Annotated in this window: 20 protein-coding genes and 2 pseudogenes; 15 read left to right on the forward strand and 7 right to left on the reverse strand. The window is 43.1% G+C overall.

The window, feature by feature from the left end:
• Nucleotides 1–4: 4 nt before the first annotated feature.
• Nucleotides 5–580: a molybdenum cofactor guanylyltransferase gene (gene mobA / locus AC0L6V_RS02755; protein ID WP_265217271.1), complete on the forward strand. Its 576-nt coding sequence runs from the start codon at nt 5–7 to the stop codon at nt 578–580.
• A 2-nt stretch (nt 581–582) separates the two neighbouring features.
• Here mobA and AC0L6V_RS02760 read toward each other — a convergent pair whose 3' ends face one another.
• The 3 genes from AC0L6V_RS02760 to purM are packed head-to-tail and all read right to left on the reverse strand — an operon-like array spanning nt 583 to nt 3,040.
• On the reverse strand, nt 583–1,275 hold the full coding sequence (locus tag AC0L6V_RS02760; RefSeq protein WP_265217272.1) for a DUF3108 domain-containing protein: 693 nt from the start codon (nt 1,273–1,275) through the stop codon (nt 583–585).
• Between the two features lie 56 nt (nt 1,276–1,331).
• Nucleotides 1,332–1,985: a phosphoribosylglycinamide formyltransferase gene (gene purN / locus AC0L6V_RS02765; RefSeq protein ID WP_265217274.1), complete on the reverse strand. Its 654-nt coding sequence runs from the start codon at nt 1,983–1,985 to the stop codon at nt 1,332–1,334.
• Entirely contained in the window at nt 1,982–3,040 is a 1,059-nt protein-coding gene (purM, locus tag AC0L6V_RS02770) for a phosphoribosylformylglycinamidine cyclo-ligase (protein WP_265217275.1), read from the reverse strand. Before purM ends, purN begins: the two co-directional genes overlap by 4 nt.
• A 116-nt stretch (nt 3,041–3,156) precedes the next feature.
• Between purM and AC0L6V_RS02775 the strand changes: the two genes are divergently transcribed.
• Both AC0L6V_RS02775 and AC0L6V_RS02780 read left to right on the forward strand, forming a co-directional pair.
• Nucleotides 3,157–4,242: a DUF2066 domain-containing protein gene (locus tag AC0L6V_RS02775; protein WP_265217276.1), complete on the forward strand. Its 1,086-nt coding sequence runs from the start codon at nt 3,157–3,159 to the stop codon at nt 4,240–4,242.
• Nucleotides 4,243–4,473 (forward strand): hypothetical protein, encoded by a 231-nt coding sequence (locus tag AC0L6V_RS02780; protein WP_265217277.1) that lies wholly within the window; start codon nt 4,243–4,245, stop codon nt 4,471–4,473.
• Nucleotides 4,474–4,566: 93 nt separating this feature from the next.
• On the opposite strand, the pseudogene gltA reads toward AC0L6V_RS02780, so the two are convergent.
• Nucleotides 4,567–5,851, reverse strand: a pseudogene (gene gltA / locus AC0L6V_RS02785) (citrate synthase).
• A 536-nt stretch (nt 5,852–6,387) separates the two neighbouring features.
• Between gltA and sdhC the strand changes: the two are divergent.
• The 12 genes and pseudogenes from sdhC to AC0L6V_RS02845 all read left to right on the forward strand — a co-directional run bounded on the left by sdhC (nt 6,388) and on the right by AC0L6V_RS02845 (nt 20,244).
• Complete coding sequence (gene sdhC, locus AC0L6V_RS02790) at nt 6,388–6,801, forward strand: succinate dehydrogenase, cytochrome b556 subunit (RefSeq protein WP_346433222.1); 414 nt, start codon at nt 6,388–6,390, stop codon at nt 6,799–6,801.
• Nucleotides 6,795–7,142 (forward strand): succinate dehydrogenase, hydrophobic membrane anchor protein, encoded by a 348-nt coding sequence (sdhD, locus tag AC0L6V_RS02795; protein ID WP_110571770.1) that lies wholly within the window; start codon nt 6,795–6,797, stop codon nt 7,140–7,142. Before sdhC ends, sdhD begins: the two co-directional genes overlap by 7 nt.
• Nucleotides 7,143–7,145: 3 nt before the next feature.
• Nucleotides 7,146–8,918, forward strand: coding sequence for a succinate dehydrogenase flavoprotein subunit (gene sdhA / locus AC0L6V_RS02800; protein ID WP_265217278.1), 1,773 nt, complete (start codon nt 7,146–7,148; stop codon nt 8,916–8,918).
• Between the two features lie 12 nt (nt 8,919–8,930).
• Nucleotides 8,931–9,635, forward strand: coding sequence for a succinate dehydrogenase iron-sulfur subunit (locus AC0L6V_RS02805; RefSeq protein ID WP_111638517.1), 705 nt, complete (start codon nt 8,931–8,933; stop codon nt 9,633–9,635).
• Between the two features lie 381 nt (nt 9,636–10,016).
• Nucleotides 10,017–12,854, forward strand: a complete 2,838-nt coding sequence (locus tag AC0L6V_RS02810) for a 2-oxoglutarate dehydrogenase E1 component (RefSeq protein WP_265217281.1) — start codon at nt 10,017–10,019, stop codon at nt 12,852–12,854.
• A 33-nt stretch (nt 12,855–12,887) separates the two neighbouring features.
• Nucleotides 12,888–14,423, forward strand: a complete 1,536-nt coding sequence (odhB, locus tag AC0L6V_RS02815) for a 2-oxoglutarate dehydrogenase complex dihydrolipoyllysine-residue succinyltransferase (protein ID WP_265217282.1) — start codon at nt 12,888–12,890, stop codon at nt 14,421–14,423.
• A gap of 84 nt (nt 14,424–14,507) precedes the next feature.
• A pseudogene (gene lpdA / locus AC0L6V_RS02820) lies at nt 14,508–15,948 on the forward strand (dihydrolipoyl dehydrogenase).
• 89 nt (nt 15,949–16,037) lie between these two features.
• Nucleotides 16,038–17,204, forward strand: a complete 1,167-nt coding sequence (gene sucC / locus AC0L6V_RS02825; RefSeq protein ID WP_265217284.1) for an ADP-forming succinate--CoA ligase subunit beta — start codon at nt 16,038–16,040, stop codon at nt 17,202–17,204.
• 2 nt (nt 17,205–17,206) lie between these two features.
• A complete protein-coding gene (sucD, locus tag AC0L6V_RS02830) occupies nt 17,207–18,079 on the forward strand; it encodes a succinate--CoA ligase subunit alpha (RefSeq protein WP_265217285.1) in 873 nt (290 codons plus the stop codon).
• Nucleotides 18,080–18,166: 87 nt separating this feature from the next.
• Nucleotides 18,167–18,379, forward strand: a complete 213-nt coding sequence (locus tag AC0L6V_RS02835) for a cysteine-rich CWC family protein (RefSeq protein WP_409419341.1) — start codon at nt 18,167–18,169, stop codon at nt 18,377–18,379.
• A gap of 91 nt (nt 18,380–18,470) precedes the next feature.
• The gene (gene lhgO / locus AC0L6V_RS02840) at nt 18,471–19,685 is read left to right on the forward strand and encodes an L-2-hydroxyglutarate oxidase (protein WP_265217286.1); all 1,215 of its coding nucleotides are present in this window, start codon (nt 18,471–18,473) and stop codon (nt 19,683–19,685) included.
• A gap of 94 nt (nt 19,686–19,779) precedes the next feature.
• Nucleotides 19,780–20,244, forward strand: coding sequence for a hypothetical protein (locus AC0L6V_RS02845; protein ID WP_409419342.1), 465 nt, complete (start codon nt 19,780–19,782; stop codon nt 20,242–20,244).
• A 64-nt stretch (nt 20,245–20,308) separates the two neighbouring features.
• Here the strand turns inward: AC0L6V_RS02845 and AC0L6V_RS02850 are convergent, their stop codons facing one another.
• From AC0L6V_RS02850 to AC0L6V_RS02860, 3 genes are read right to left on the reverse strand one after another with little or no spacing between them, the layout of a single operon-like run.
• Nucleotides 20,309–20,701 carry a nucleoside-diphosphate sugar epimerase/dehydratase gene (locus AC0L6V_RS02850; protein ID WP_418138757.1) on the reverse strand — a complete coding sequence of 131 codons (393 nt, stop codon included), beginning with the start codon at nt 20,699–20,701 and terminating at the stop codon, nt 20,309–20,311.
• Nucleotides 20,702–20,707: 6 nt separating this feature from the next.
• Nucleotides 20,708–21,391, reverse strand: coding sequence for a response regulator (locus AC0L6V_RS02855; protein WP_265217290.1), 684 nt, complete (start codon nt 21,389–21,391; stop codon nt 20,708–20,710).
• Nucleotides 21,388–22,986 carry an ATP-binding protein gene (locus AC0L6V_RS02860; RefSeq protein ID WP_265217292.1) on the reverse strand — a complete coding sequence of 533 codons (1,599 nt, stop codon included), beginning with the start codon at nt 22,984–22,986 and terminating at the stop codon, nt 21,388–21,390. Before AC0L6V_RS02860 ends, AC0L6V_RS02855 begins: the two co-directional genes overlap by 4 nt.
• Nucleotides 22,987–23,097: the final 111 nt, after the last annotated feature.

Raw genomic sequence — 23,097 nt, forward strand, 5'->3', positions numbered from 1 at the left:
TTGTATGGCGTTTATCTCATTATCAGCAGCGGTATTAGCGGGGGGCAACGCTGAGCGGATGTCACGTCAAGACAAAGGTTTGCTGTTGTTTCGGAATACCCCTATGGCCCTGTTGGTCGGGCAAGCTTTGCAGCAAGTGGCTGATAGCGTGTTTATTAATGCGAACCGGAATTTTGACGCTTATGCCGCGCTTGGTTATGAGGTGATTGCCGATGATCTGGCTTATCAAGGAAAAGGGCCATTGTCAGGTTTGTTAGCTTGTTTGGCCTTTGCGAAAACGTCACATTTATTGATATCGCCTTGTGATACTCCGTGTATCAATAGTGATGCCTTTGCCAAACTGAAACAAGCCAGTCTGTTGGCTCCAGAAAAAATCCATTTTTTAGAAAGTGGCTCTGGTACTCATCCACTGCATGCTATTTTACCTGTAGAAAGGACTCACAACGCGCTTAGCCAATTTCTAGAGGAAACTCTGATATATAATGTTTCAGCTTTTTATGAGAAATTTGGTTGTCAGTCTGTTATTTGGGCTAACGACGCTGACTTGTTAAACGTTAATACACCTAGAGACTTAGTCTAAGTTTATTTAACGGATTCAATATCAAGTTGATAAGATTCGCCATCTTCTTGGTGTTCTAGTTTAACCAACAAGTAGTCAAGTGTTGGGACAAACCAAAAAGATGTCTTTTTGCCTTTTTCGAGATTATCAGTACGAATGATTTTAATGGCAGAGAATCGACCCAATTTGGTGTTAATATCTTCTGTCTTGTCACGTTTGAATCGCCAATTTTTAATATATCCACCGTCGGCAATTTGGTAATCAAATTCGTTTTTCCCCAGCTTTAAGTCTTGTCTAACTTGAAGTTGCACAGATAATTTATCAAGTGTTTTTAAAGGGATGGTGAGGTTCCAAGGTTTGTCTTTTATATCGTTACGAACGAGGTTGTTGTCCCAATCAAAGGTCAAGGTGGCGCTGCGTTTTTTTCCTAGCGCTGAACTTTTGTAATGATAGCTGGTTGGAATTATTTGGTGATTTCTGACATGAAAAGTAGAGGACTCGTTGAGTGAGGCAATCATGCTGTCAGCCGTAAAAACAAACTGCCACAGGTCGCCAGATTTTTTTGACAAGGTTTGCTTGCCTTCTACTTTTAAGCTAATGCCTTTTTTCCAGATGGTGCTATATACGGCGGAGTAGGGTTTTAGAAACGTGTTTTGCGTTTGCGTTTGCGTGGCATTTGCTTTTGCTGAGAGAAGAGAAAGCATGGGAATACTCATAAAAATAACCATTAATAATATTGGAATTTTACGAGGCTCTCATACTTTCTCCTACATCATGTTAACGCTTCATTATATAGAATGCCGCTTTGTGGTAGTGCATTCGTATCCAAAAAAGCTTTTCCGTTCTCAAATGTTAATCTTTTCTCGCTGAACCATTTTACGGCCAGAGGATAGATAATATGTTCTAGGGCATGGACCTTTGCAGCCAAAGATTCTGCCGTATCGTCAGTGGCTATACTTGTACTTGCTTGAAGTATAACGGCACCAGCATCCAATTCTGGACTCACGAAATGTACTGACACACCATGCTCTTTCTCATTTGCATCAATTGCCCGTTGATGCGTATTCAAACCCTTGTATTTAGGAAGCAGCGATGGGTGAATGTTGAGCATTCTACCTTCGTAATGTTTCGCAAACGTTTCAGTCAAAATACGCATAAAGCCAGCAAGAACAACCAACTTTGGTTGGTACTGATCAATAATCGCTTGCAGCTCGGCATCAAACTCTTCTCGACTCGCAAATAACTTATGGTCGAGTGTATGAGTGGGAATACCCGCCATCTTGGCTCTTTCAAGTCCGTAGGCTTGTGCTTTATTACTGATCACCGCACAAATATTGATGTCGAGTTTTCCTTGCAAGCTTTGATCAATCAAAGCTTGCAAGTTGCTGCCGCTGCCAGAAATTAAGACAACGATCGGAAAACTCATGCCTGCGCCTCAAGGTCTGAGATTAATACTTCCTTTCCACCATTACGAGGACAAACATCACCAATGATCCAAGCATTTTCACCTTCTGCTTTTAGAATAGCGAGTGCTTCATTTGCTTTTTCTGCATCAATAGAAAGTACCATGCCGACGCCGCAGTTTAGAACACGATACATCTCTTCTTGCTTAACATTTCCTTGTTCTTGTAGCCAATCAAACACAGCAGGACGTTTCCAACTAGTGGCATCAATACGAGCAGCGGTATCTTCAGGTAATACACGAGGAATGTTTTCTAGCAGCCCGCCACCGGTGATGTGAGCCAAAGCATTAACTGAAACGGATTCCATCAACTTAAGAATGGATTTGACGTAAATACGAGTTGGCTCCATTAGAGCGTCTTTTAGGGCGACACCGTCGATTTCTTGGTTAAGGTCGGCTTTGCTGACTTCAAGGATTTTACGAATTAGGGAGTAGCCATTGGAGTGAGGGCCAGATGAACCTAATGCGATCAATGTGTCGCCTGCTTTTACTTTACTGCCATCGATGATGTTTTCTTCTTCAACGACACCAACACAAAAGCCAGCGAGATCATAATCACCATCATGATACATGCCTGGCATTTCTGCCGTTTCGCCACCAACGAGTGCGCAACCAGCTTGTATACAGCCTTCGCCAATACCTGTGACAACATTGGCGGCGACATCAACATCTAGCTTGCCAGTGGCGTAGTAATCTAGGAATAATAGAGGCTCAGCGCCGGCAACAACGAGATCGTTCACGCACATTGCGACAAGATCGATACCAATGGTGTCGTGTTGATTAAGATCCATAGCTAAGCGCAACTTGGTACCGACACCGTCTGTGCCAGAAACAAGTATGGGGTTTTTATATTTTGTGGGAAGGCGTGTCAAAGCACCAAAGCCTCCCAGACCACCCATTACTTCAGGGCGACGAGTTTTTTTGCTTACGCCTTTAATACGTTCAACAAGTTGATTGCCAGCGTTGATATCTACGCCTGCGTCTTTATAACTAATCGATGGTTTATCTGACTTGGTCATTGCCTATGCCTTATCATGGTACGAGGAAAAAAAGGCATTTTAGCATAGTGGCGCATTAGGGCTATGGTTCTTTGCAATTAAGACAGTAGAATAGGCAAATAAACGAAGGAAAGGCTATGAATTCTCGTATATTTTTATTACTCATTAGTGTTTTGTTGATTCCGACAGCCAATGCGGTCCCTGTTCAGGGGCTTTATAGTGCTGAAATTAATTTGCCTGTGACTCAATCAGAAGATCAGATGTTAAGCCAAGCGTTTGGTTTGGCGGCAGAAGAAGTACTGATAAAAGTATCAGGTGATAAAGAAGCCATCACCAATAGTGTGATGGCTCAAGCTAAGCGTCAAGCGTCAGCGTGGGTTGCACAACACTCAGTTGCTTCGCTCAGTGAGCTTATATCCTCTGATGGGGGATTAGTGCCTGGTAAACAAGTTCGGGTCACGTTCTACCAAGAGTCTATTGATCGCTTTTTATCACAAAATAATTTACCGGTATGGGGGGAAAACAGACCTTCTGTCTTAGTGTGGTTAGTAAGTGAAACCAATGGCGTAAGAAGTTTGTCTGGCTCAAGAGAGCCGTCGGTTGTATTGAATGAATTTGCACAATCGGCCAATTTGGCAGGTTTGCCTATCTACGCACCTTTGCAGGACGAGGTTGACAAAAGAACCATTTCTACAGCAGACGTATGGGGCTTTTTTGAGGATAGTATTGCCCGAGCGAGTACGCGTTATCAAACAGATTCTGTTGCCGCCATAAGGATTAGTAATTATGCCGGGCAAATGAGCGGGAATTTGTTGGTGTTACTGAAGGGAGGGGAGTCAGAGCGATTTGTATTGTCGGGAAATACTCTAAAAGCGGTGGTTGATCAAGCAACGACTAAATTGGCGAAAGTGTTTTCTTCTCGCTACGCTTCCGTGCGCAATAGTGGTTCTGTTAGTCAGTTAACAGTTCGAGTGGCAGGTGTAGAAAGCTACAATGTTATGAGTAAGGTTCAGTCATATTTAGAAAGTATTGGCGTTGTGCGTAATGTGACTTTGCTTCAAGTGGATGGTGATACCATTGAGTTTGCACTAGAAATTGATGGGGACAAGCAGAAGCTATTTAACAGCATATCCTTGAGTCGTTTGCTAATCAGTGCTCCATTAAATGCGTTAGATCCTGATGCAAATCGAGTCGCATCCTATCAATACAGTGGAGTAAATTGAATGACAGATGAACTAGAAGAAAACATAGTAGAAAGAGATTTCTTCGCTCGTCCTGAAGAAGAGCAAAGAGATTTTTTGGCGCAAACTTGGTGCAACCATTGTATGGAAGTGGATTTAGGGATGGTCAACCCAAAGGAATTTGAAAGTAAAGATCGAGTTTGGATTGAAGGTGACTGCATTAAGTGCGGTCATTCTACGGTTACAGAGATTGTAGAAGAGGATGAGGAGTGATTCTTAGTATCCTATACTGAATGCTATTTAAAAAAGAGTGATAAAAAAACGCGCCGAAAGGCGCGTTTTTTGTAATACCACGATATTGGTGTATTACTTTTTAGTCGGATAATCGCGCTGTGGTTTACCGACATAAAGTTGGCGCGGACGGCCAATTTTATAAGGTCCACTGATCATTTCATTCCAGTGAGAGATCCAGCCAATAGTACGAGACATGGCGAAGATAACAGTAAACATACTGGTTGGAATGCCAATTGCTTTCATGATGATGCCTGAGTAGAAATCAACGTTTGGATAAAGCTTACGTTCTACGAAATAAGGATCTTCTAGAGCAATCTGTTCAAGGCGTTTAGCGATTTTTAGTAAAGGATCGTCTGATTGACCAAGTTCTGCCAATACCTGATCACAGGTTTCGCGCATCACTTTGGCACGAGGGTCAAAGTTTTTGTATACACGATGACCAAAGCCCATCAATCTGAAAGGATCATTTTTATCTTTTGCTTTGGCGATAAATTTGTCGATGTGCTCAACGTCGCCAATCTCTTCCAGCATAGTTAGTACCGCTTCGTTGGCACCACCATGAGCTGGGTACCCAAAGTGTCGCGATGCCTGCTGCAATACACGCAAACGGGTTGGCGCCTGAGGAGCCTGCGAGACGAACTGTGGAGGTTGAGGCATTTTGTTCATGATCTGCGTGCAGGATGAATATTCTATCCATAGCCTTGGCGAAAACGGGGTTTACTTTGTAATCCTCGCAAGGTGTTGCAAACATCATGTACAAAAAGTTTTCAGCATAAGACAAGTCGTTACGTGGGTACATAACTGGTTGGTCTTTAGAATACTTATAGCATATTGAAGCGAGCGTTGGCATTTTAGAAATCAGGCGGAACGCAGCAATTTCACGATGCTTAGGGTTGCTGATGTCCATGTGATCTTGGTAAAAAGCCGATAGAGCTCCAACAAGACCGCACATGATGGCCATAGGGTGGGCATCATTTCGGAAACCTTCAATGAATTTGTGCATTGATTGGTTGACCATGGTGTGTTTGCCAACCGTTCTTTCAAATTCTGCTTTTTGTTTTTTGTCGGGTAATTCCCCGTAAAGTAATAAATAGCAGGTTTCTAGATAGTCTGAGTGTTCTGCAAGTTGGGCAATAGGATAGCCGCGATGCAAAAGAATGCCAGCATCTCCATCTATGTAAGTAATAGAGGATTCACAAGAGCCGGTAGACATAAATCCTGGATCGTAGGTGAATACACCGTTCGCACCTAAGCCTCGAACGTCGATAACGTCTGTACCTAGGGTGCCTGAAAGAACAGGAAGTTCGATAGCTTTATCGATCCCATCCACTTTGAGTAGCGCTTTTTTATCAGCCATTTATGGTCTCCTTCGTATTCTGGTTCGGGGCTAAGACGTCGTAGGTTGACTCCACCTGGCCCAGAAGGTGCGGAAAAAATACTGTCTCTAGACTATAAAAGTCAATCTTGTTCATTTGCACTCTATTTACATTAGGTTGTGTTATTTTGTAATTATCTGACAAAACAAGGGGTTGATGTAAAGTCAAGAAAATGCTCAAAAACAATTAACTTGTTGATTATATGGGTTTTTTGTCGTTTTTTTAGTGTGGTTTTTTATGTAATTTTATACCATTATTGTTTCGGCTTATGGTTACATTCATTTGATGAATGGTGACCATTGAAAACCTCTCGTTCAGTCTATTTGTCTTAGTATTTTTGGCTGGTCTATAATTGCGCCTCAGACGATTTCATTGATTTGTTGATGCTAATGGATAAAAGAGAGTCGCTTTTAAACATTTGTTTGCAAATCGATGGGATTTTCAAAGTAGGCCTATGACGTCATTATTTTACTCTGATCCAGAGCTGAATATAGCACGTATAGACATTGGGTCGTGATTGACCATTCAATCAACACAAAATGGTGTAAAAGTCGTGAATAAAAAAAGACCAGTCAACCTTGATATTTTAACCATATCTCAGCCAGTCACAGCAATCGTGTCTATTCTTCACCGTGTAACAGGAATCATCCTTTTTGTAGGGTTGGCTTTCTTGTTTTATGCATTCGATCTTTCTTTAGAGTCGCAAGAAGGTTTTGATCAGGTGGTTAATGCACTACAAACTAGTTTTCTAGTAAAGTTTGTTATTTGGGGTGTTGTTTCTGCGCTGATGTACCACTTTGTAGCAGGTGTGAAACACTTGTTCATGGATATGGGTTATTTTGAAGAGTTAGAGAGTGGGCGTAATGCTGCTATTGCAAATATTGCGATTGCTGCCGTTCTAATCGTGTTAGCAGGAGTGTGGATATGGTAACTCAAATCACAAGTTTTGGTCGCTCTGGTCTTTACGACTGGATGATGCAGCGAGTGTCTGCTGTTGTATTGTCTTTGTACACGGTTTTTATCATTGGTTATTTGTTGCTGAATCCTGATCTTACATACGATCAGTGGAGTGCTTTATTTGAAGCGACATGGATGCGAATATTCAGTCTAATGGTGCTTTTGTCGATTGGTATGCATTCTTGGATTGGATTATGGTCTGTTTCAACTGACTATATTAAAGCAACGGGTGCACGTTTCTTCTTTCAATCTCTATGCGGTTTTGTAATGTTTGTTTACATCGTATGGGGTGTTCAAGTTCTTTGGGGGCTATAAGTAATGGCAAATATTCGTACTATTTCTTTTGATGCCATTGTTATTGGTGGGGGCGGCGCAGGTATGCGTGCTGCGCTCCAGTTGACCGAATCTGGTTTGAATACGGCATGCGTTACTAAAGTATTTCCAACTCGTTCACACACGGTTTCTGCGCAGGGTGGTATTACTTGTGCCATTGCAAGTGATGATCCAAACGATGATTGGCGCTGGCACATGTATGACACTGTAAAAGGGTCGGATTATATTGGCGACCAAGATGCAATCGAATACATGTGTTCTGTCGGTCCTCAAGCCGTTTTTGAATTAGAGCACATGGGATTGCCATTCTCTCGTACTGAGCAGGGTCGTATTTATCAGCGTCCGTTTGGTGGTCAGTCTAAAGACTTTGGTAAAGGTGGTCAGGCTGCCCGTACTTGTGCTGCTGCAGACCGTACTGGTCATGCACTGCTACATACACTGTATCAAGGCAACCTTAAAGGTGGTACTACATTCTTCAACGAATGGTACGCCACTGATCTTGTAAAAAACAGAGAAGACGCTGTTGTTGGTGTTATCGCGATTTGTATCGAGAGCGGTGAGACCGTTTATCTGAAAGCGAAAGCAACGGTTATTGCTACAGGTGGCGCAGGTCGTATTTATCAATCTACGACGAATGCTCACATCAATACGGGTGATGGCGTTGGTATGGCTTTGCGTGCTGGCTTCCCAATGCAAGATATGGAAATGTGGCAATTCCACCCAACCGGTATTTACGGTGCTGGTACACTAGTGACGGAAGGTTGTCGTGGTGAAGGTGGTTACCTGATCAATAAAGATGGTGAACGTTTCATGGAGCGTTATGCTCCAAACGCAAAAGACCTTGCCGGTCGAGATGTGGTTGCTCGTTCAATGATTCTTGAGATTTTGGAAGGGCGTGGTTGTGGTCCTGATGGTGATCACGTATTGCTTAAGTTGGATCACTTGGGTGAAGAAACGTTGAATAAGCGTCTTCCTGGTATTCTTGAGTTATCTCGTACTTTTGCTCACGTTGATCCAGTAAAAGAGCCGATTCCTGTTATTCCAACTTGTCATTACATGATGGGTGGCATTCCAACTAATATTGGCGGTCAAGCAATTAAAGTTAACGAAGCTGGTGAAGACGTTATTATTGATGGTCTTTATGCTTGTGGTGAAGCGGCTTGTGTATCGGTGCATGGCGCTAACCGTTTGGGTGGTAACTCGCTGCTAGATTTAGTTGTGTTTGGGCGTGCGGTTGGTATTCAGGTTAAGAAGTCATTGGATGAAGGTTTTGATTCATTGGATGCTGATGACACCAATATTGAAAAAGCATTGGTTCGCCTGAATCGTTTGAATAGTTCCACAGGCGGCGAAAGTGTTGCAGCGGTGCGTGCTGATCTGCAGCGTGTAATGCAGCTTTATTTTGGTGTGTTTCGTGATGGCGAAGCAATGCAAAAAGGTCTTGCGCAGTTAAAAGAAATTCGTACTCGTGTTGAAAATTTGTATCTTGAAGATAAGAGTCAAGCATTCAATACAGCGCGTATTGAAGCTTTAGAGCTTGAAAATTTACTTGAAGTTGCTGAAGCGACAGCTATTCCGGCTGAATTCCGTAAGGAAAGTCGTGGTGCTCATGCTCGCAATGACTTTACTGAACGTGACGATGAAAACTGGTTGAAACATTCTTTATTCCATCCAGTAGGTAAGACTGTAACCAAGCGTGATGTAAACTTTGCGCCAAAGACCATGGAAGCTTTCCCACCTAAGGCTCGTTCATACTAAGGAGTTATGTCAATGTTAGTTAGTATCTATCGCTACAATCCTGAGAAGGACGACGCTCCTTACATGCAGGATTATGAGATTGAGTTGCCAGCAGGTAAAGACTTGATGGTGCTTGATGTTTTGAATTTGCTTAAAGCGCAAGATCCAAGTATTTCATACCGTCGTTCATGTCGTGAGGGTGTATGTGGCTCTGATGGCATGAATATGTCAGGAAAGAATGGCTTGGCTTGTATTACGCCGGTTTCTGAGGCTGTAAAAAAAGGTAAATTGGTATTGCGTCCTCTTCCTGGCTTGCCAGTGGTTCGTGATCTTGTGGTTGATATGGGTCAGTTCTACAAGCAATATGAGAAGATTCGTCCTTATTTGCTAAATGATACACCAGCGCCAGCAATTGAACGTTTGCAAAGCCCAGAAGAACGTGAAAAGCTTGATGGTCTTTATGAATGTATCTTGTGTGCTTGCTGCTCAACTGCATGTCCATCTTTCTGGTGGAATCCAGATAAGTTTGTAGGGCCTTCAGGATTGTTGCAAGCTTACCGTTTCTTGGCGGACAGTCGTGATACGGCCACGCAAGAGCGTCTTAGTGATCTAGATGATCCATTTAGTGTCTTCCGTTGCCATGGTATTATGAACTGTGTAAATGTATGTCCTAAAGGATTAAATCCGACTAAGGCCATTGGTAATATTCGTTCTATGCTTTTGCAGAGAGCGACCTGATGATGTGTTGTGTGATCCATCGTGTTGTTTTAATGTGATCGCATAAACTCGGCGGCTTGAATAATGGTTCAATGCCGCCATTTTTTCATATTCTGATGTAGAGAATATGGAAAAAACGATTTAAAATTCGATCTTTACGGGCAAGGAAGCGCCTAAGAAAGACCACTGCCTTAGTGATTACGGATTCAAAGTGCTTTGTTTGTTTGTATGAATGAAGTGTTTGTAGTGGTTGAGTATTAAACGTAGAAGGGCGGAAGTGGCTGGAAATAAACAAAAAATCGAGGCTTTAATAGCCTTACGGGCCTGATAAAATGATCGACCTTAATCAATAGGTTGATACCGGGACCCCGGTAGCTGGCTCGAACATAAGGGTGATCGAGAATGCACGAAAGTTTAATGGAGTTGCTGTGGAGCACCTCTCACTTTTCAGGTGGAAACTTGGAATATGTTGAAGGGTTGTTTGAAAGCTACCTCGTCGATCCGAACTCAGTGTCGGAAGAATGGCGTAAATGTTTTGATCAATTGCCTCGTGTAAGCGAAGCGCAATCAACTGATCTACCTCATTCAGTGATTCAAGAGCAGTTTCTACAGATTGGTAAGAATAAATTTCGCTCAATGCCTGTTTCTACAGGTAATGTTGCAAGTTCTGATCATGAACAGAAGCAAATTAGTGTTTTGCAGTTGATTAATGCTTACCGCGTTCGTGGGCATCAACATGCAACACTTGATCCGCTTGGATTACAAAAACGTGAGAAAGTAGCTGATTTAGATATTGGCTATCACCAATTAACGGGCGCTGATTTAGATACAGTATTCAATGTTGGCTCTTTATTCTTTAATAAAGATTCGCTTAAATTAAGTGAAATTGTATCGGAACTTGAAAAAACCTATTGCGGTAGCATTGGTTATGAGTTTATGCACATTGTTGATACTCAAGAAAAAGCTTGGCTTCAACAGCGTGTCGAATCCGTTCGTTCTCGTCCAGAATATTCCCAAGAAACTCGCGAAAGCCTATTGGAACGTTTAACAGCAGCGGAAGGCTTAGAGAAATACCTTGCTAGTCGTTATCCTGGTGCAAAACGCTTTGGTCTTGAGGGTGGCGAAAGCTTAATCCCCATGGTAAACGAGTTGATTCAGCGCTCCGGTGCACTTGGTGCCAAAGAAGTTGTTATCGGCATGGCTCACCGTGGGCGTCTTAACGTATTAGTTAATACGCTTGGTAAAAATCCCAAAGATTTATTTGACGAGTTTGAAGGTAAGAAGCTTGTTAACACATCTGGCGACGTTAAATATCACCAAGGTTTCTCTTCTAACGTGATGACGGCTGGCGGAGAAGTACACATTGCTCTGTCATTTAACCCATCGCATTTGGAGATCGTTTCTCCTGTAGTAGAAGGTTCTGTTCGTGCTCGCCAAGATCGTCGTAAAGATACAACGGGTAAAAGTGTTGTGCCTATTTCGATTCACGGTGATGCAGCTTTTGCAGGCCAAGGTGTGGTTATGGAGACGTTTCAGATGTCTCAAACTCGCGCTTATCGTACAGGCGGTACGGTTCATATTGTTATTAACAACCAAGTGGGCTTTACCACGAACCGTCAAGAAGATTCGCGTTCTACGGAATATGCCACAGATGTTGCTAAAATCATTCAAGCGCCTATTTTCCACGTCAATGGTGATGATCCAGAAGCCGTGTTGTTTGTCACTCAGCTTGCGCTAGATTACCGCTATGAGTTTGGTCGTGATGTTGTGATTGACATGGTGTGTTACCGTCGCCGTGGTCACAATGAAACGGATGAGCCATCAGGTACTCAGCCATTAATGTACAATGTGATCAACAATCTAAAAACGACACGTACTCTTTATTCTGAGCGTCTCGTTGCAGAATCTGTGGTTACACAAGAAAAGTCTGACCAAATGGTCGCTGAGAACAGAGAAGACCTTGATAACGCTCGTCATGTAGCGAAAAGCTTGGTTCTTGAATCTCAAACAGGTTCATTTGTCGATTGGAAACCATACCTTGGTGTTGAATGGACAGATGCTGGCGATACAACTTACCCGCTTTCCAAATTACAGGAAGTTGCTAGGAAGTTAACTAATATACCTGATGGTATTGTTGTTCAGCGTCAAGTGCAGAAAATTTACCAAGACCGCGACAAGATGACGGCGGGTGCCTTACCTCTTAACTGGGGTTATGCAGAAACGCTTGCCTTTGCGACCTTGCTTGAACAGGGTTATCCGATTCGTATTACGGGTCAAGACTCTGGTCGTGGTACATTCTCGCACCGTCATGCGGTTATTCACAGTCAGAAAGACGGTAGTACCTATATTCCTCTTAAGCATTTGTCAGAAGATCAGCCTACAATGGATCTTTACGACTCTTACCTTTCAGAAGAGGCGGTATTGGCTTTTGAGTACGGTTATGCCAGCACTTCTCCAAAAGGTTTGGTCATATGGGAAGCGCAGTTTGGTGACTTTGCTAACGGTGCACAGGTTGTTATTGACCAGTTTATTACCAGTGGTGAGCATAAATGGGGTCGCCTATGCGGTCTGACTATGTTGTTGCCACATGGTTATGAAGGTCAAGGACCAGAGCATTCGTCTGCACGTTTAGAACGCTTCTTGCAGTTGTGTGCCGAATACAATATTCAAGTTTGTGTTCCGACTACGCCGTCACAAATTTTCCATATCCTTCGTCGTCAAGCGATTCGTCCTATGCGTCGTCCGCTGATCATAATGTCACCGAAGAGTTTGTTGCGTCATAAGCAAGCGATTTCGACATTAGAAGACTTGGCAGAAGGCAGTTTCAAAACGGTTCTTCCCGAGTCGGATGAAAACATTGCTGCGGATAAAGTGAAACGCATTATCCTATGTAGCGGTAAAGTGTATTTCGACTTGATTAACCGTCGTGAAGAGTTGCAAAAAGATGATGTTGCTGTGATTCGTTTGGAGCAGTTGTATCCGTTCCCATACGCTGACCTAGAGTCTGTGTTAGAGCAGTACAACAATGTTGAGAGTTTGGTATGGTGTCAAGAAGAGCCGAAAAACCAAGGTGCTTGGCATGCCAATCGTCACCGTATGAATCGAGTATTGGAAAAACTGTACCCAGAGCTAAAAATCCGTTTTGCAGGACGTATTTCGTCTGCTGCCCCAGCGGCTGGTTACATGTCTATCCATGTTGAAGAACAAGAAGCGCTGGTCAACGACGCATTAGTTGGTTAGTACCATAGCCTGTCAGAGAGATAAGGGTATAAAATGAGCATTGAAATTAAAGCACCTACTTTTCCAGAATCGGTAGCAGACGGTACCGTTGCCACTTGGTACAAACAGCCAGGTGAATCCTGTGCACGTGATGAGCACATTGTTGACATCGAGACAGACAAAGTTGTTTTAGAAGTTGTTGCACCTGCTGATGGCGTTTTGAAAGAAATTTTAAAAGCAGAAGGCGACATCGTACTAAGTGACGAAGTGTTGGCTATTTTTGAATCAGGTGCGGCTTCTGCAGCACCAGCGCAAGCGGAGAAAGCAGCGCCAGCTGCAGCGGCGTCTTCTTCAAAAGAAACGGTTCAAATTAAAGCGCCTACTTTCCCTGAGTCTGTTGCCGATGGCACCGTGGCAACTTGGTACAAGAAAGCAGGTGAAGCGTGTTCACGTGATGAGCACATTGTTGACATTGAAACGGATAAAGTTGTTTTAGAAGTCGTAGCGCCTGCTGATGGTGTAATTGGCGACATCTTGAAAAACGAAGGTGATACTGTCCTTAGTGATGAGGTTCTTGCTAACTTCTTGGTTGGAGCGTCTGCTACTGAAGCAGCGCCTGCTAATACAGCGTCTTCCACTTCATCTGCTTCTGCTGCAGATGGTGATGAAGATGGTGTGGCTGGTCCTGCTGCTCGTAAAGCACTTTCTGAAGCGGGTTTAACGGCTTCTCAAGTGAAAGGAACTGGCAAAGGTGGTCGTATCACAAAAGAAGACGTAGACGCGGCTGTGAAGGCAAAAGCCTCTGCTCCTGCTGCGCCAGCTAAAGCTGCACCTGCTCCAGCATCTAAACCAGCTGCTGCGCCAGTAGCCGCTCTAGGTGCGGACGGCCGTATTGAAAAACGTGTTCCAATGACACGTCTTCGTGCCACGATTGCGAAGCGTTTGGTCGAAGCTCAGCAAACCGCTGCTATGTTGACGACTTACAACGAAGTCAATATGGCACCTGTCATGGAATTGCGTGCTAAGTACAAAGACTTGTTTGCTAAAACACACAACGGCACTAAACTTGGTTTCATGTCATTCTTCGTGAAAGCGGCGACTGAAGCGCTTAAACGCTTCCCAGCAGTGAACGCATCGATTGATGGCAATGACATGGTTTACCATGGCTACCAAGACATTGGTGTAGCCGTGTCCACTGATCGTGGTTTAATGGTGCCTGTACTTCGCAATACAGAAGCAATGGGGCTTGCTGACATCGAGTCGACTATTATGGACTTCGCTCTTCGTGGTCGTGATGGCAAACTGGGAATGAATGACATGCAAGGTGGTACTTTCACTATCACTAACGGCGGTACTTTCGGTTCTTTGATGTCTACGCCTATCATTAACCCACCACAAACGGCTATTTTGGGTATGCATAAAATCCAAGATCGTCCAATGGCGGTTAATGGTCAAGTCGTAATCCAGCCGATGATGTATTTGGCCTTGTCTTACGATCACCGTATGATTGACGGCAAAGAAGCCGTACAATTCTTAGTAACGATCAAAGAATTGCTTGAAGACCCTGCACGTCTTTTGCTTGAAATCTAACTATTCGTACCCTCTGAATTGTATGAATTGAATACTGAACGGCCCGATTAGGTCGTTCAGTTTTACTGAAAAATGGGATCTCTTATGTCTGATAAATTTGATGTTGTTGTAATTGGTGGCGGCCCTGGTGGTTATGTAGCCGCTATTCGCGCTGCTCAGCTAGGTTTGAAAACAGCCTGTATCGAAAAATGGTTAGACAAAGACAATAAGCCTCGCCTTGGCGGTACTTGTTTAAACGTTGGCTGCATTCCTTCTAAAGCACTGTTAGACTCTTCACAAAAATACCATGATGCGAAAGAAACTTTTGGCGTACATGGTATCAGTATGAGTGACGTTGCTATGAACGTTGATGCTATGGTTGATCGTAAAGATAAAATCGTAGATCAGTTGACCGGTGGTATCACTGGCCTTTTCAAAGCTAACGGTGTAACAAGTTTCGAAGGTTTTGGTAAAGTATTAGCGAACAAAAAAGTCGAATTCACAGCGCATGACGGTACGGTAACCGTTATTGAAACTGAGAACGTTATTTTAGCGACAGGCTCAGTGCCAGTGAATATTCCACCTGCGCCACGTACGGGTGATATTATCGTTGATAACCAAGGTGCGCTTGATTTCCGTGCTGTGCCAAAACGTCTAGGCGTTATCGGTGCTGGTGTTATCGGTCTAGAACTTGGCTCTGTATGGGACTCGTTTAGGTTCTGAGGTTGTGGTTCTTGAAGCGCAAGACGCTTTCCTAAGCCTTTGTGACCAGGATGTAGCGAAAGAAGCGGCTAAAATCTTCAAGAAACAGCATTTAGACATTCGTCTTGGTGCGCGTGTTACTGGCAGCCAAATCAACGGTGAAGAAGTGGAAGTGACTTACCTAGATAAAGAAGGTAACGAGCAGAAGCAAACCTTTGATAAGCTGATTGTTGCCGTTGGTCGTAAGCCATTTACTCAAGGTTGTTTCTCTGAAGATTCTGGCGTGAAGCTAGATGAACGTGGCTTTGTCTTCGTTGATGAGCAGTGCCGTACATCTGTTCCAGGCGTATACGCGATTGGTGACATTGTACGTGGTCCTATGTTGGCACACAAAGCATCTGAAGAAGGTGTTATGGTTGCAGACATCATCGCTGGCCATAAAGCACAAATGAATTATGACTGCATCCCATCTGTTATTTATACTCACCCAGAACTTGCTTGGGTTGGTAAAAATGAGCAAGAGCTAAAAGCAGAAGGTGTTAAGTTTAAAGTGGGTAAATTCCCATTTGCAGCGTCTGGTCGTGCTATGGCGGCAAATGACACTGATGGTTTCGTTAAGATAATTGCTTGTGAAGAAACAGACCGTATTTTAGGCTGCCACATTATTGGTGGTCACGCGGCTGACTTGATCGCGCAAGCGGTTATTGCAATGGAATTCGGTTCTACTGCAGAAGATATCGCTTTGACTGTTTTTGCTCACCCAACAGTGAGTGAAGCGGTTCACGAAGCAGCATTAGCGGTAGACAACCATGCGATCCATATCGCAAACCGTAAAAAGCGTTAATAAAAATTAGATTTGCCGGCCTAGAGCCGGCAATTTCTGTCTTAGCAGGCAGAGCTTATGTCAATCATTCAGATGAGCGGAAGAATCAAATGAACTTACATGAATATCAGGCTAAACAGCTTTTTGCTGAATACGGCCTGCCAGTATCTAAAGGATACGCAGTAGACACGCCAGAAGCGGCAGTTGAAGCAGCGAAAAAAATTGGTGGTGACAAGTGGGTTGTTAAGGCTCAAGTTCACGCTGGTGGTCGCGGTAAAGCGGGCGGTGTAAAGCTTGTTGATTCTTATGAAGAAGTTGCTGCGTTTACACAAAACTGGATTGGTAAAAATCTTGTTACTTACCAAACTGATGCAAAAGGTCAGCCTGTTGCGAAGATTCTTGTAGAATCTTGCACTGACATTGCTAACGAATTGTACCTAGGTGCAGTAGTTGACCGTTCTACTCGTCGCGTTGTTTTCATGGCGTCTACAGAAGGCGGTGTTGAGATCGAGAAAGTAGCAGAAGAAACCCCAGAGCTTATCCATAAAGCGATCATTGATCCGCTTGTGGGCGCTCAGCCATACCAAGCTCGTGAGTTGGCATTTAAATTGGGTCTTAACCCTACACAAATCAAGCAGTTCACTAACGTGTTCCTTGGTTTGTCACAAATGTTCCATGATTACGATTTCGCGCTTCTTGAAATCAACCCACTTGTTATTACAGAAGAAGGCAACCTTCACTGTCTAGATGGCAAAATCGGTATCGACAGTAACGCTGTTTACCGTCAGAAGAAGATGCAAGAGTTCCACGATCCTTCTCAAGAAGATGAGCGTGAAGCACATGCAGCTAAATGGGAACTTAACTATGTAGCGCTAGACGGTAACGTTGGCTGCATGGTAAACGGTGCCGGCCTAGCAATGGGTACTATGGATATCGTTAACCTACACGGCGGTAAACCTGCTAACTTCCTAGACGTAGGCGGCGGTGCAACAAAAGAACGCGTTGCTGAAGCATTTAAAATCATCCTTTCTGACAGCAATGTTAAAGCGGTATTGGTTAACATTTTCGGTGGTATCGTTCGTTGCGATATGATCGCTGAAGGTATTATCGGTGCGGTTGAGCAAGTCGGTGTTAACGTGCCTGTTGTTGTTCGTCTTGAAGGTACTAACGCAGAGAAAGGCCGTGAAGTTCTAGCAAACTCAGGTCTAGACATCATCGCTGCAACAAGTCTAAAAGACGCAGCTGAACAAGTTGTTAAAGCTGCGGAGGGCAAATAATAATGTCTGTTTTAATCAATAAAGATACTAAAGTAATCTGTCAAGGTTTCACTGGCGGACAAGGTACGTTCCACTCTGAGCAAGCGATTGCTTACGGAACGAAGATGGTTGGTGGTGTGACGCCAGGTAAAGGTGGTCAAACTCATCTAGGTCTACCTGTTTTCAACACAGTGAAAGAAGCGGTTGAACAAACAGGTGCGGAAGCGTCTGTTATTTACGTTCCAGCACCTTTTGTTAAAGATTCTATCTTAGAAGCGGCGAACGCTGGTATCAAACTAATCGTTTGTATCACTGAAGGTGTTCCGACTCTTGACATGCTTGACTGTAAAGTTAAATGTGACGAGCTAGGCGTACGTCTAATCGGCCCTAACTGTCCAGGTGTTATCACACCAGGTGAGTGTAAGATCGGTATCATGCCTGGTCACATTCATTTGCCAGGTAAAGTAGGTATCGTATCTCGTTCTGGTACATTGACTTATGAAGCGGTTAAACAAACGACTGATGCAGGCTTCGGTCAATCTACTTGCGTAGGTATCGGTGGTGACCCAATCCCAGGTACTAACTTCATCGACGTATTGGAAATGTTCCAAAACGATCCACAAACTGAAGCGATCGTTATGATCGGTGAAATTGGTGGTACAGCGGAAGAAGAAGCGGCTGCTTACATCAAAGCAAACGTAACTAAGCCTGTTGTTTCTTACATTGCTGGTGTGACTGCACCTGCTGGTAAGCGTATGGGTCACGCTGGCGCGATCATTTCTGGCGGTAAAGGCACAGCTGACGAAAAATTCGCAGCGCTACAAGACGCTGGTGTTAAAACTGTTCGCTCTCTAGCGGACATCGGTGCTGCACTTAAAGAAATCACTGGCTGGTAAGCGAGTACTTTACAGTGTGACTGATTATAAAATCCCTGCTTCGGCGGGGATTTTTTTGCTTTATAGGCACGAAAATAGGTGTTAAAAATGAAGTGTCCTTTTTGTTTGGGTGATAATGCTTGTACCGTAGACAGTCATGATGGATGCTGGTGTTTTACTCTTCATATTCCTAGTGACATGTTGGAATGGATTTCTACGTCAACAAGGTTAGCAGGAAAAGAAAGGGTTTGTATTTGTTCGGCCTGTATTCACTTTTATAAAACAGACCGGCGGGGCTTTCTTTTGAAGTACGCAAACTAAGTATGCTGGTATGGATGTGCTTCTAAGGTGTTTATTTGCACAATCTTATAAATCAGCGAAAAAATAAAACAAGATGGGAGTACTGGCAAACATGTCTCAACATTCAGTTTACGATATAGCGGTTATCGGGGCCGGTATAGTAGGGCTGTCAACAGCCTGGCAGTTACTTAAGCGTTATCCAAAATATCGTATATTGCTGGTTGAAAAGGAAGCTGAGGTTGGATTGCATCAAACAGGGCATAATTCTGGTGTGATCCATGCGGGTGTTTATTATGCGCCAGGCAGTCTTAAAGCAGATTTTTGTCAAAGAGGCGCAAAAGCAACGAAAGAATTTTGTCTCCAGCATCATATTGATTTTGAGGAGTGTGGTAAGTTACTGGTGGCCACCAATGCACTGGAATATGAGCGCATGGAAGCTCTGTTTCTTCGTTGTCAAAATAATGGCTTGGAAGTTCATAAGCTGGATCAGGCGCAACTAAATGAACGTGAACCTAACATAAAAGGGATTGGCGCGTTATTTGTTCCGTCGACTGGCATTGTGAATTATCGAAATATTTGCCGAAAATTAGCAGAATTGTTTGTTCAAAAAGGTGGCGAGTTACGTTTAAATTCTGAGGTGCAGAACCTTGATGAAAGTCATGAGCGTGTGGCTATTACCTTAAATAATGATGTTGTGAGTACGTCTTATCTGGTCAGTTGTAGCGGTCTGATGGCGGATAGATTAACTAAGATGTTGAATATCCCGACTGATTTCCAGATCATTCCATTCCGTGGTGAATACTATCAGTTGCCAGCAAAACATAATCGTATTGTTAACCACCTTATTTATCCCATCCCAGATCCAGATCTGCCGTTTTTAGGCGTGCATTTGACCCGCATGATAGATGGCTCTGTGACGGTTGGTCCTAATGCGGTACAAGGATGGAAGCGAGAAGGCTATGGCCGTATCAATATCAATATGCGAGATATCGTTGACATGATACGTTTTCCTGGTTTCTGGCGGTTGCTGATGTCGCATTGGCGGACGGGTTTAACGGAAACAAAAAATTCTTGGTATAAACCGGGTTATTTGGCGCAAGTAAGAAAGTATTGTGACCTTGTGTCTTTAGATGATTTGCAGGCATATCCTGCTGGAATTCGAGCTCAAGCGGTGATGAAAGATGGTAGTTTAGTGCATGACTTTTTGTTTGCTCAGAGCACGAGAACGCTGCATGTTTGTAATGCGCCTTCGCCAGCAGCGACAAGTGCTTTTCCAATTGGTGAATACATCGTTGATAAGCTAGATGAGAAAATGACATCTGTGTAGTGCGAAAGCATTGTGAAATAAAGGTGGCTAAGTTTGTGTTGTGATTAACAGCACTGTAGAGTGTCATGTTGGTAATCATTTATAAGGAATAAGTATGATAGGTTTAAAGAACAATCTAGGTTTTACTCATCTGGCACGTGGTATTGCAGCCGCCTTATTTATTACTCAAGTTACGGCATGTGGTACGTTACTTTACCCTGAACGTCGTGGTCAAACAAATGGTCAAATCGATGTGGGTGTGGCAGCATTAGACGCAATTGGTTTATTGTTCTTCTTTGTTCCTGGTGTGGTCGCTTTTGGTGTCGATTTCATCACAGGAGCTATTTATTTGCCGGGCGGTGGTGTAGCAAGCTTAACCAATGATGAATTGAATTCGATTAAAAATGGATCTGATTCGATAGATGTTGAGAAGTTTAAAACAGTGATGGCGCAGCGTAGCGATATTGCATTGCCAAAAGACGTCTACACAGATCAATTAAATGTGTTAACCATGTCATCGACTCAGTCTCTTAAGGCTGCTATGAATTTGTCGAACCAACAAGTTGCCTTGGTTCAATAATCTTTATGATATTAATACCAAATCTTTAAACTAAAATGAAAACATTTAATTTAAAGATTTGGTGTTATAGTGCCTGATATACTATTGTCTGCATGGTCTTTATATCTTGTCCTGTTTCCAGTGTTATCAACTTGGCTTTCGTCTTAAAAATACCTTCCCAAATATTGTCGGCAATACTGATCGATTCTCCCTGAATTTGTATGATCAATTTCACGTCATGTTTACGCACTAGGGCGGAAATTTCGCTAGGTGAATAGACCGTTGAGCCATGCACTTGTGTTCTGTTATTCCATGGCTCGTCATCAATAAATGCGGTGATTTCGATGGTGTGTTCGCTATGCCTATTATCATCTAATAGGACTCGAGCCAATGAAAAACATAGGTAATCGATACCAATAAAAATGACTTTTGTCGGCTTGGGTTTGCTGAAAAATAAGCGTTTTAACTGATTCAGCATGCGTTGCTACACCGTTTTACTATAACGTTGTTTGGGTCTGCCACCTGTTTTGTAATCAAGTGTCATACTAACTTGACCTTGAGCTTCCAAATATTCAAGGTAGCGTCTGGCTGTAATTCGACTAAGCTTAATTGCGTCACCTATGTCTTCTGCAGTAAAGGGCGTTTCATCTAGGGTTTTTAGGTGCTGTGTTAGCTTTTCAAGGGTGTTTTCATCGATACCCTTTGGGGTTTTTCTACTGCCATCAGAGGGAGCGTTTTTTCTAAATAAGGCATCTATATCTTGTTGGTCTATTTTGTTGTGTCTAGTTAGGCGCTTTCTAAAGTCTAAATAGTCATCCAGAGCTTGCAAGACACGAGACATACGGATGGGTTTTACCAGATAATCCATTACTCCCAGTTGGATGGCTCTTTCAATTGTGGTGGCTTCTCTTTCTGCTGTGGTCATGATAAAAGCACTTTTTATGTTCTTGCTTTTAAGCCGTGCTATTAGATCAATGCCATTACCATCTGGCAAACTAATGTCGACCATAATTAATTCAGGTTCGAAGGCCTCTGCTTTTAATTCTGCCTCAAGCAGGCTTTCGCAGACAGCGACGACAGTAAAATCCGTGCGCTGATTTATGGTGTTTTCTAATACATAGCTAGCACGTAGGTCATCTTCCACTATCATCACAGGAATTCGATTCATCTTGTTAGCGCTCGTTTATCTAAATAAATACTAAACACAGTGGTATTCACCTCACTGCGCTCCCAATCAAGGCTGCCGTGGTATTGGTCAACCACCTTCTTGACCAAATACAGTCCTATGCCGTGTTGTTCTGTGTTGTGTTTGCTACTGACTCCAAAGTCAAGTATACGGCTTTCTAGTTTTTCATCCACGCCTGCGCCGCTGTCTTCTATTTGAAGCATGATGTGCGCATTGCGATCACTAATATAGAACTTAACAAATGGAGTAGTCAGTAATCTATTAGACCAAGCCGCTAGTAAAGCATTGTCTATTAGATTTCCCACCAGTGTTACCAATGCCTCATTGGCTTTAGGTGGATATTTACCGAGCTGACAATCACTTTCGATTAACATATCCACTTTTAAGTCTTTTGCTTTATTGTGTTTGGCGAAAATTAGCCCAGCTACTGCACTGTTTTCTATTGTTTTAATGATGCGTCTTAACGCCGCCTGATCTCCATCACTTTCTTGTTGTAAAAATTCTATGGCATCTTGGTAGCGTTCTGCTTGAAGCATTCCTGATAGCACGTTTAGGTGGTTGGCATATTCATGGGTTTTAGCGCGTAATAAATCCGCATAGTTTTTAGTTGTCGTTAGTTCTTGTTCTAATGATTTTTTTCCATGATCTGGAAAAAATACAATCACATAACCGATATCACCTTTTGGACTTTTAATAGGGTATAGATTGGCAATAAATTCCAGTTTGCCCAAATTGAACTTATTTTGAGTCATTTGCCCTTTTGCTTCCAAAACAAAGTGGGAGAGGCTTTGTGATTGTTCGCTTAATGGTTTGTTTACCACTTGTGAGGCACTGAGCACATTCATCGTTAGCCACTCAATAGCCATGCTATTAATCGCAGTCACATATTGTTGATGATCAATCGCCACAATGCCGTCTCGAATACTGTCTAAAATTAATTCGTGTTCTTTGAATTTTCGAACAATTTCTTCTGGCTCTAAACTTAAAAAAGTACGCTTCAATTTGGCAATTAATACGATGGCGATAATGACACCAAGTAGATAGACAAAAATAACCAACAAGCCCGCTTCGCGAAGATGTTGGTGTATCAACTCGCTGGTAGTCTTTGTAAGGTAACCAACGCTAACGGCACCGATAATGCCTGTTTCGTCTTTGATTGGGGTAAAGTTACGAATGGCCTCACCCAGTGAACCGCTGGCAATGCTGGTGGAGTCTATGCCTTGCCGTAAGGTTGGGTAGACATCGTCACCGATAAACTTTTTACCAATAAGTGATTCTGTGGGGTGACTTAGACGGATGGCATTTTGGTCAACAACCACAATATAAGAGGCATCGGTTTTGCTGCGTAAATTTTCGATATGATTTTCGATAGAGACTGGTTGTCCGCTATTGCTGATTCGAGCTGCCTGAATGACTTTATCATCTTGAGCGATAACGCGGGCCAGCTCTAATCCGCGTTTGCCAATGCCATCTAAATACGCATTTTGTAATGAGTAGCCAAAGACTAAAGCGACAGCCACTACAATAATGGTGATAGTCGAGATTGTTATTAAGGCAAGGTAAGACTTGAGTGTCATCGGCGCTTCATTAACATGAAAAAAAGAAGCGTGATTATACAACATACAGACTAAGGGCTAAACAAAAGGCAAAAATAGAAAAGGCAAAAATAGAAAAGGCAAAAACAGGGG

The organism is Marinomonas sp. G8-14 (genome assembly GCF_055808935.1).

What these genes read in the sequence shown, in the direction of transcription:
- AC0L6V_RS02845 (WP_409419342.1), top strand. Translation starts at nt 19,780, where the DNA reads ATGATAGGTTTAAAGAACAATCTAGGTTTTACTCATCTGGCACGTGGT.
- AC0L6V_RS02810 (WP_265217281.1), top strand. Translation starts at nt 10,017, where the DNA reads ATGCACGAAAGTTTAATGGAGTTGCTGTGGAGCACCTCTCACTTTTCA.
- purM (WP_265217275.1), bottom strand. Translation starts at nt 3,040, where the DNA reads ATGACCAAGTCAGATAAACCATCGATTAGTTATAAAGACGCAGGCGTA.
- purN (WP_265217274.1), bottom strand. Translation starts at nt 1,985, where the DNA reads ATGAGTTTTCCGATCGTTGTCTTAATTTCTGGCAGCGGCAGCAACTTG.
- odhB (WP_265217282.1), top strand. Translation starts at nt 12,888, where the DNA reads ATGAGCATTGAAATTAAAGCACCTACTTTTCCAGAATCGGTAGCAGAC.
- AC0L6V_RS02850 (WP_418138757.1), bottom strand. Translation starts at nt 20,701, where the DNA reads ATGCTGAATCAGTTAAAACGCTTATTTTTCAGCAAACCCAAGCCGACA.
- sdhA (WP_265217278.1), top strand. Translation starts at nt 7,146, where the DNA reads ATGGCAAATATTCGTACTATTTCTTTTGATGCCATTGTTATTGGTGGG.
- AC0L6V_RS02760 (WP_265217272.1), bottom strand. Translation starts at nt 1,275, where the DNA reads ATGAGTATTCCCATGCTTTCTCTTCTCTCAGCAAAAGCAAATGCCACG.
- lhgO (WP_265217286.1), top strand. Translation starts at nt 18,471, where the DNA reads ATGTCTCAACATTCAGTTTACGATATAGCGGTTATCGGGGCCGGTATA.
- AC0L6V_RS02860 (WP_265217292.1), bottom strand. Translation starts at nt 22,986, where the DNA reads ATGACACTCAAGTCTTACCTTGCCTTAATAACAATCTCGACTATCACC.
- mobA (WP_265217271.1), top strand. Translation starts at nt 5, where the DNA reads ATGGCGTTTATCTCATTATCAGCAGCGGTATTAGCGGGGGGCAACGCT.
- sucD (WP_265217285.1), top strand. Translation starts at nt 17,207, where the DNA reads ATGTCTGTTTTAATCAATAAAGATACTAAAGTAATCTGTCAAGGTTTC.
- AC0L6V_RS02835 (WP_409419341.1), top strand. Translation starts at nt 18,167, where the DNA reads ATGAAGTGTCCTTTTTGTTTGGGTGATAATGCTTGTACCGTAGACAGT.
- AC0L6V_RS02805 (WP_111638517.1), top strand. Translation starts at nt 8,931, where the DNA reads ATGTTAGTTAGTATCTATCGCTACAATCCTGAGAAGGACGACGCTCCT.
- sdhD (WP_110571770.1), top strand. Translation starts at nt 6,795, where the DNA reads ATGGTAACTCAAATCACAAGTTTTGGTCGCTCTGGTCTTTACGACTGG.
- AC0L6V_RS02780 (WP_265217277.1), top strand. Translation starts at nt 4,243, where the DNA reads ATGACAGATGAACTAGAAGAAAACATAGTAGAAAGAGATTTCTTCGCT.
- sucC (WP_265217284.1), top strand. Translation starts at nt 16,038, where the DNA reads ATGAACTTACATGAATATCAGGCTAAACAGCTTTTTGCTGAATACGGC.
- AC0L6V_RS02855 (WP_265217290.1), bottom strand. Translation starts at nt 21,391, where the DNA reads ATGAATCGAATTCCTGTGATGATAGTGGAAGATGACCTACGTGCTAGC.
- AC0L6V_RS02775 (WP_265217276.1), top strand. Translation starts at nt 3,157, where the DNA reads ATGAATTCTCGTATATTTTTATTACTCATTAGTGTTTTGTTGATTCCG.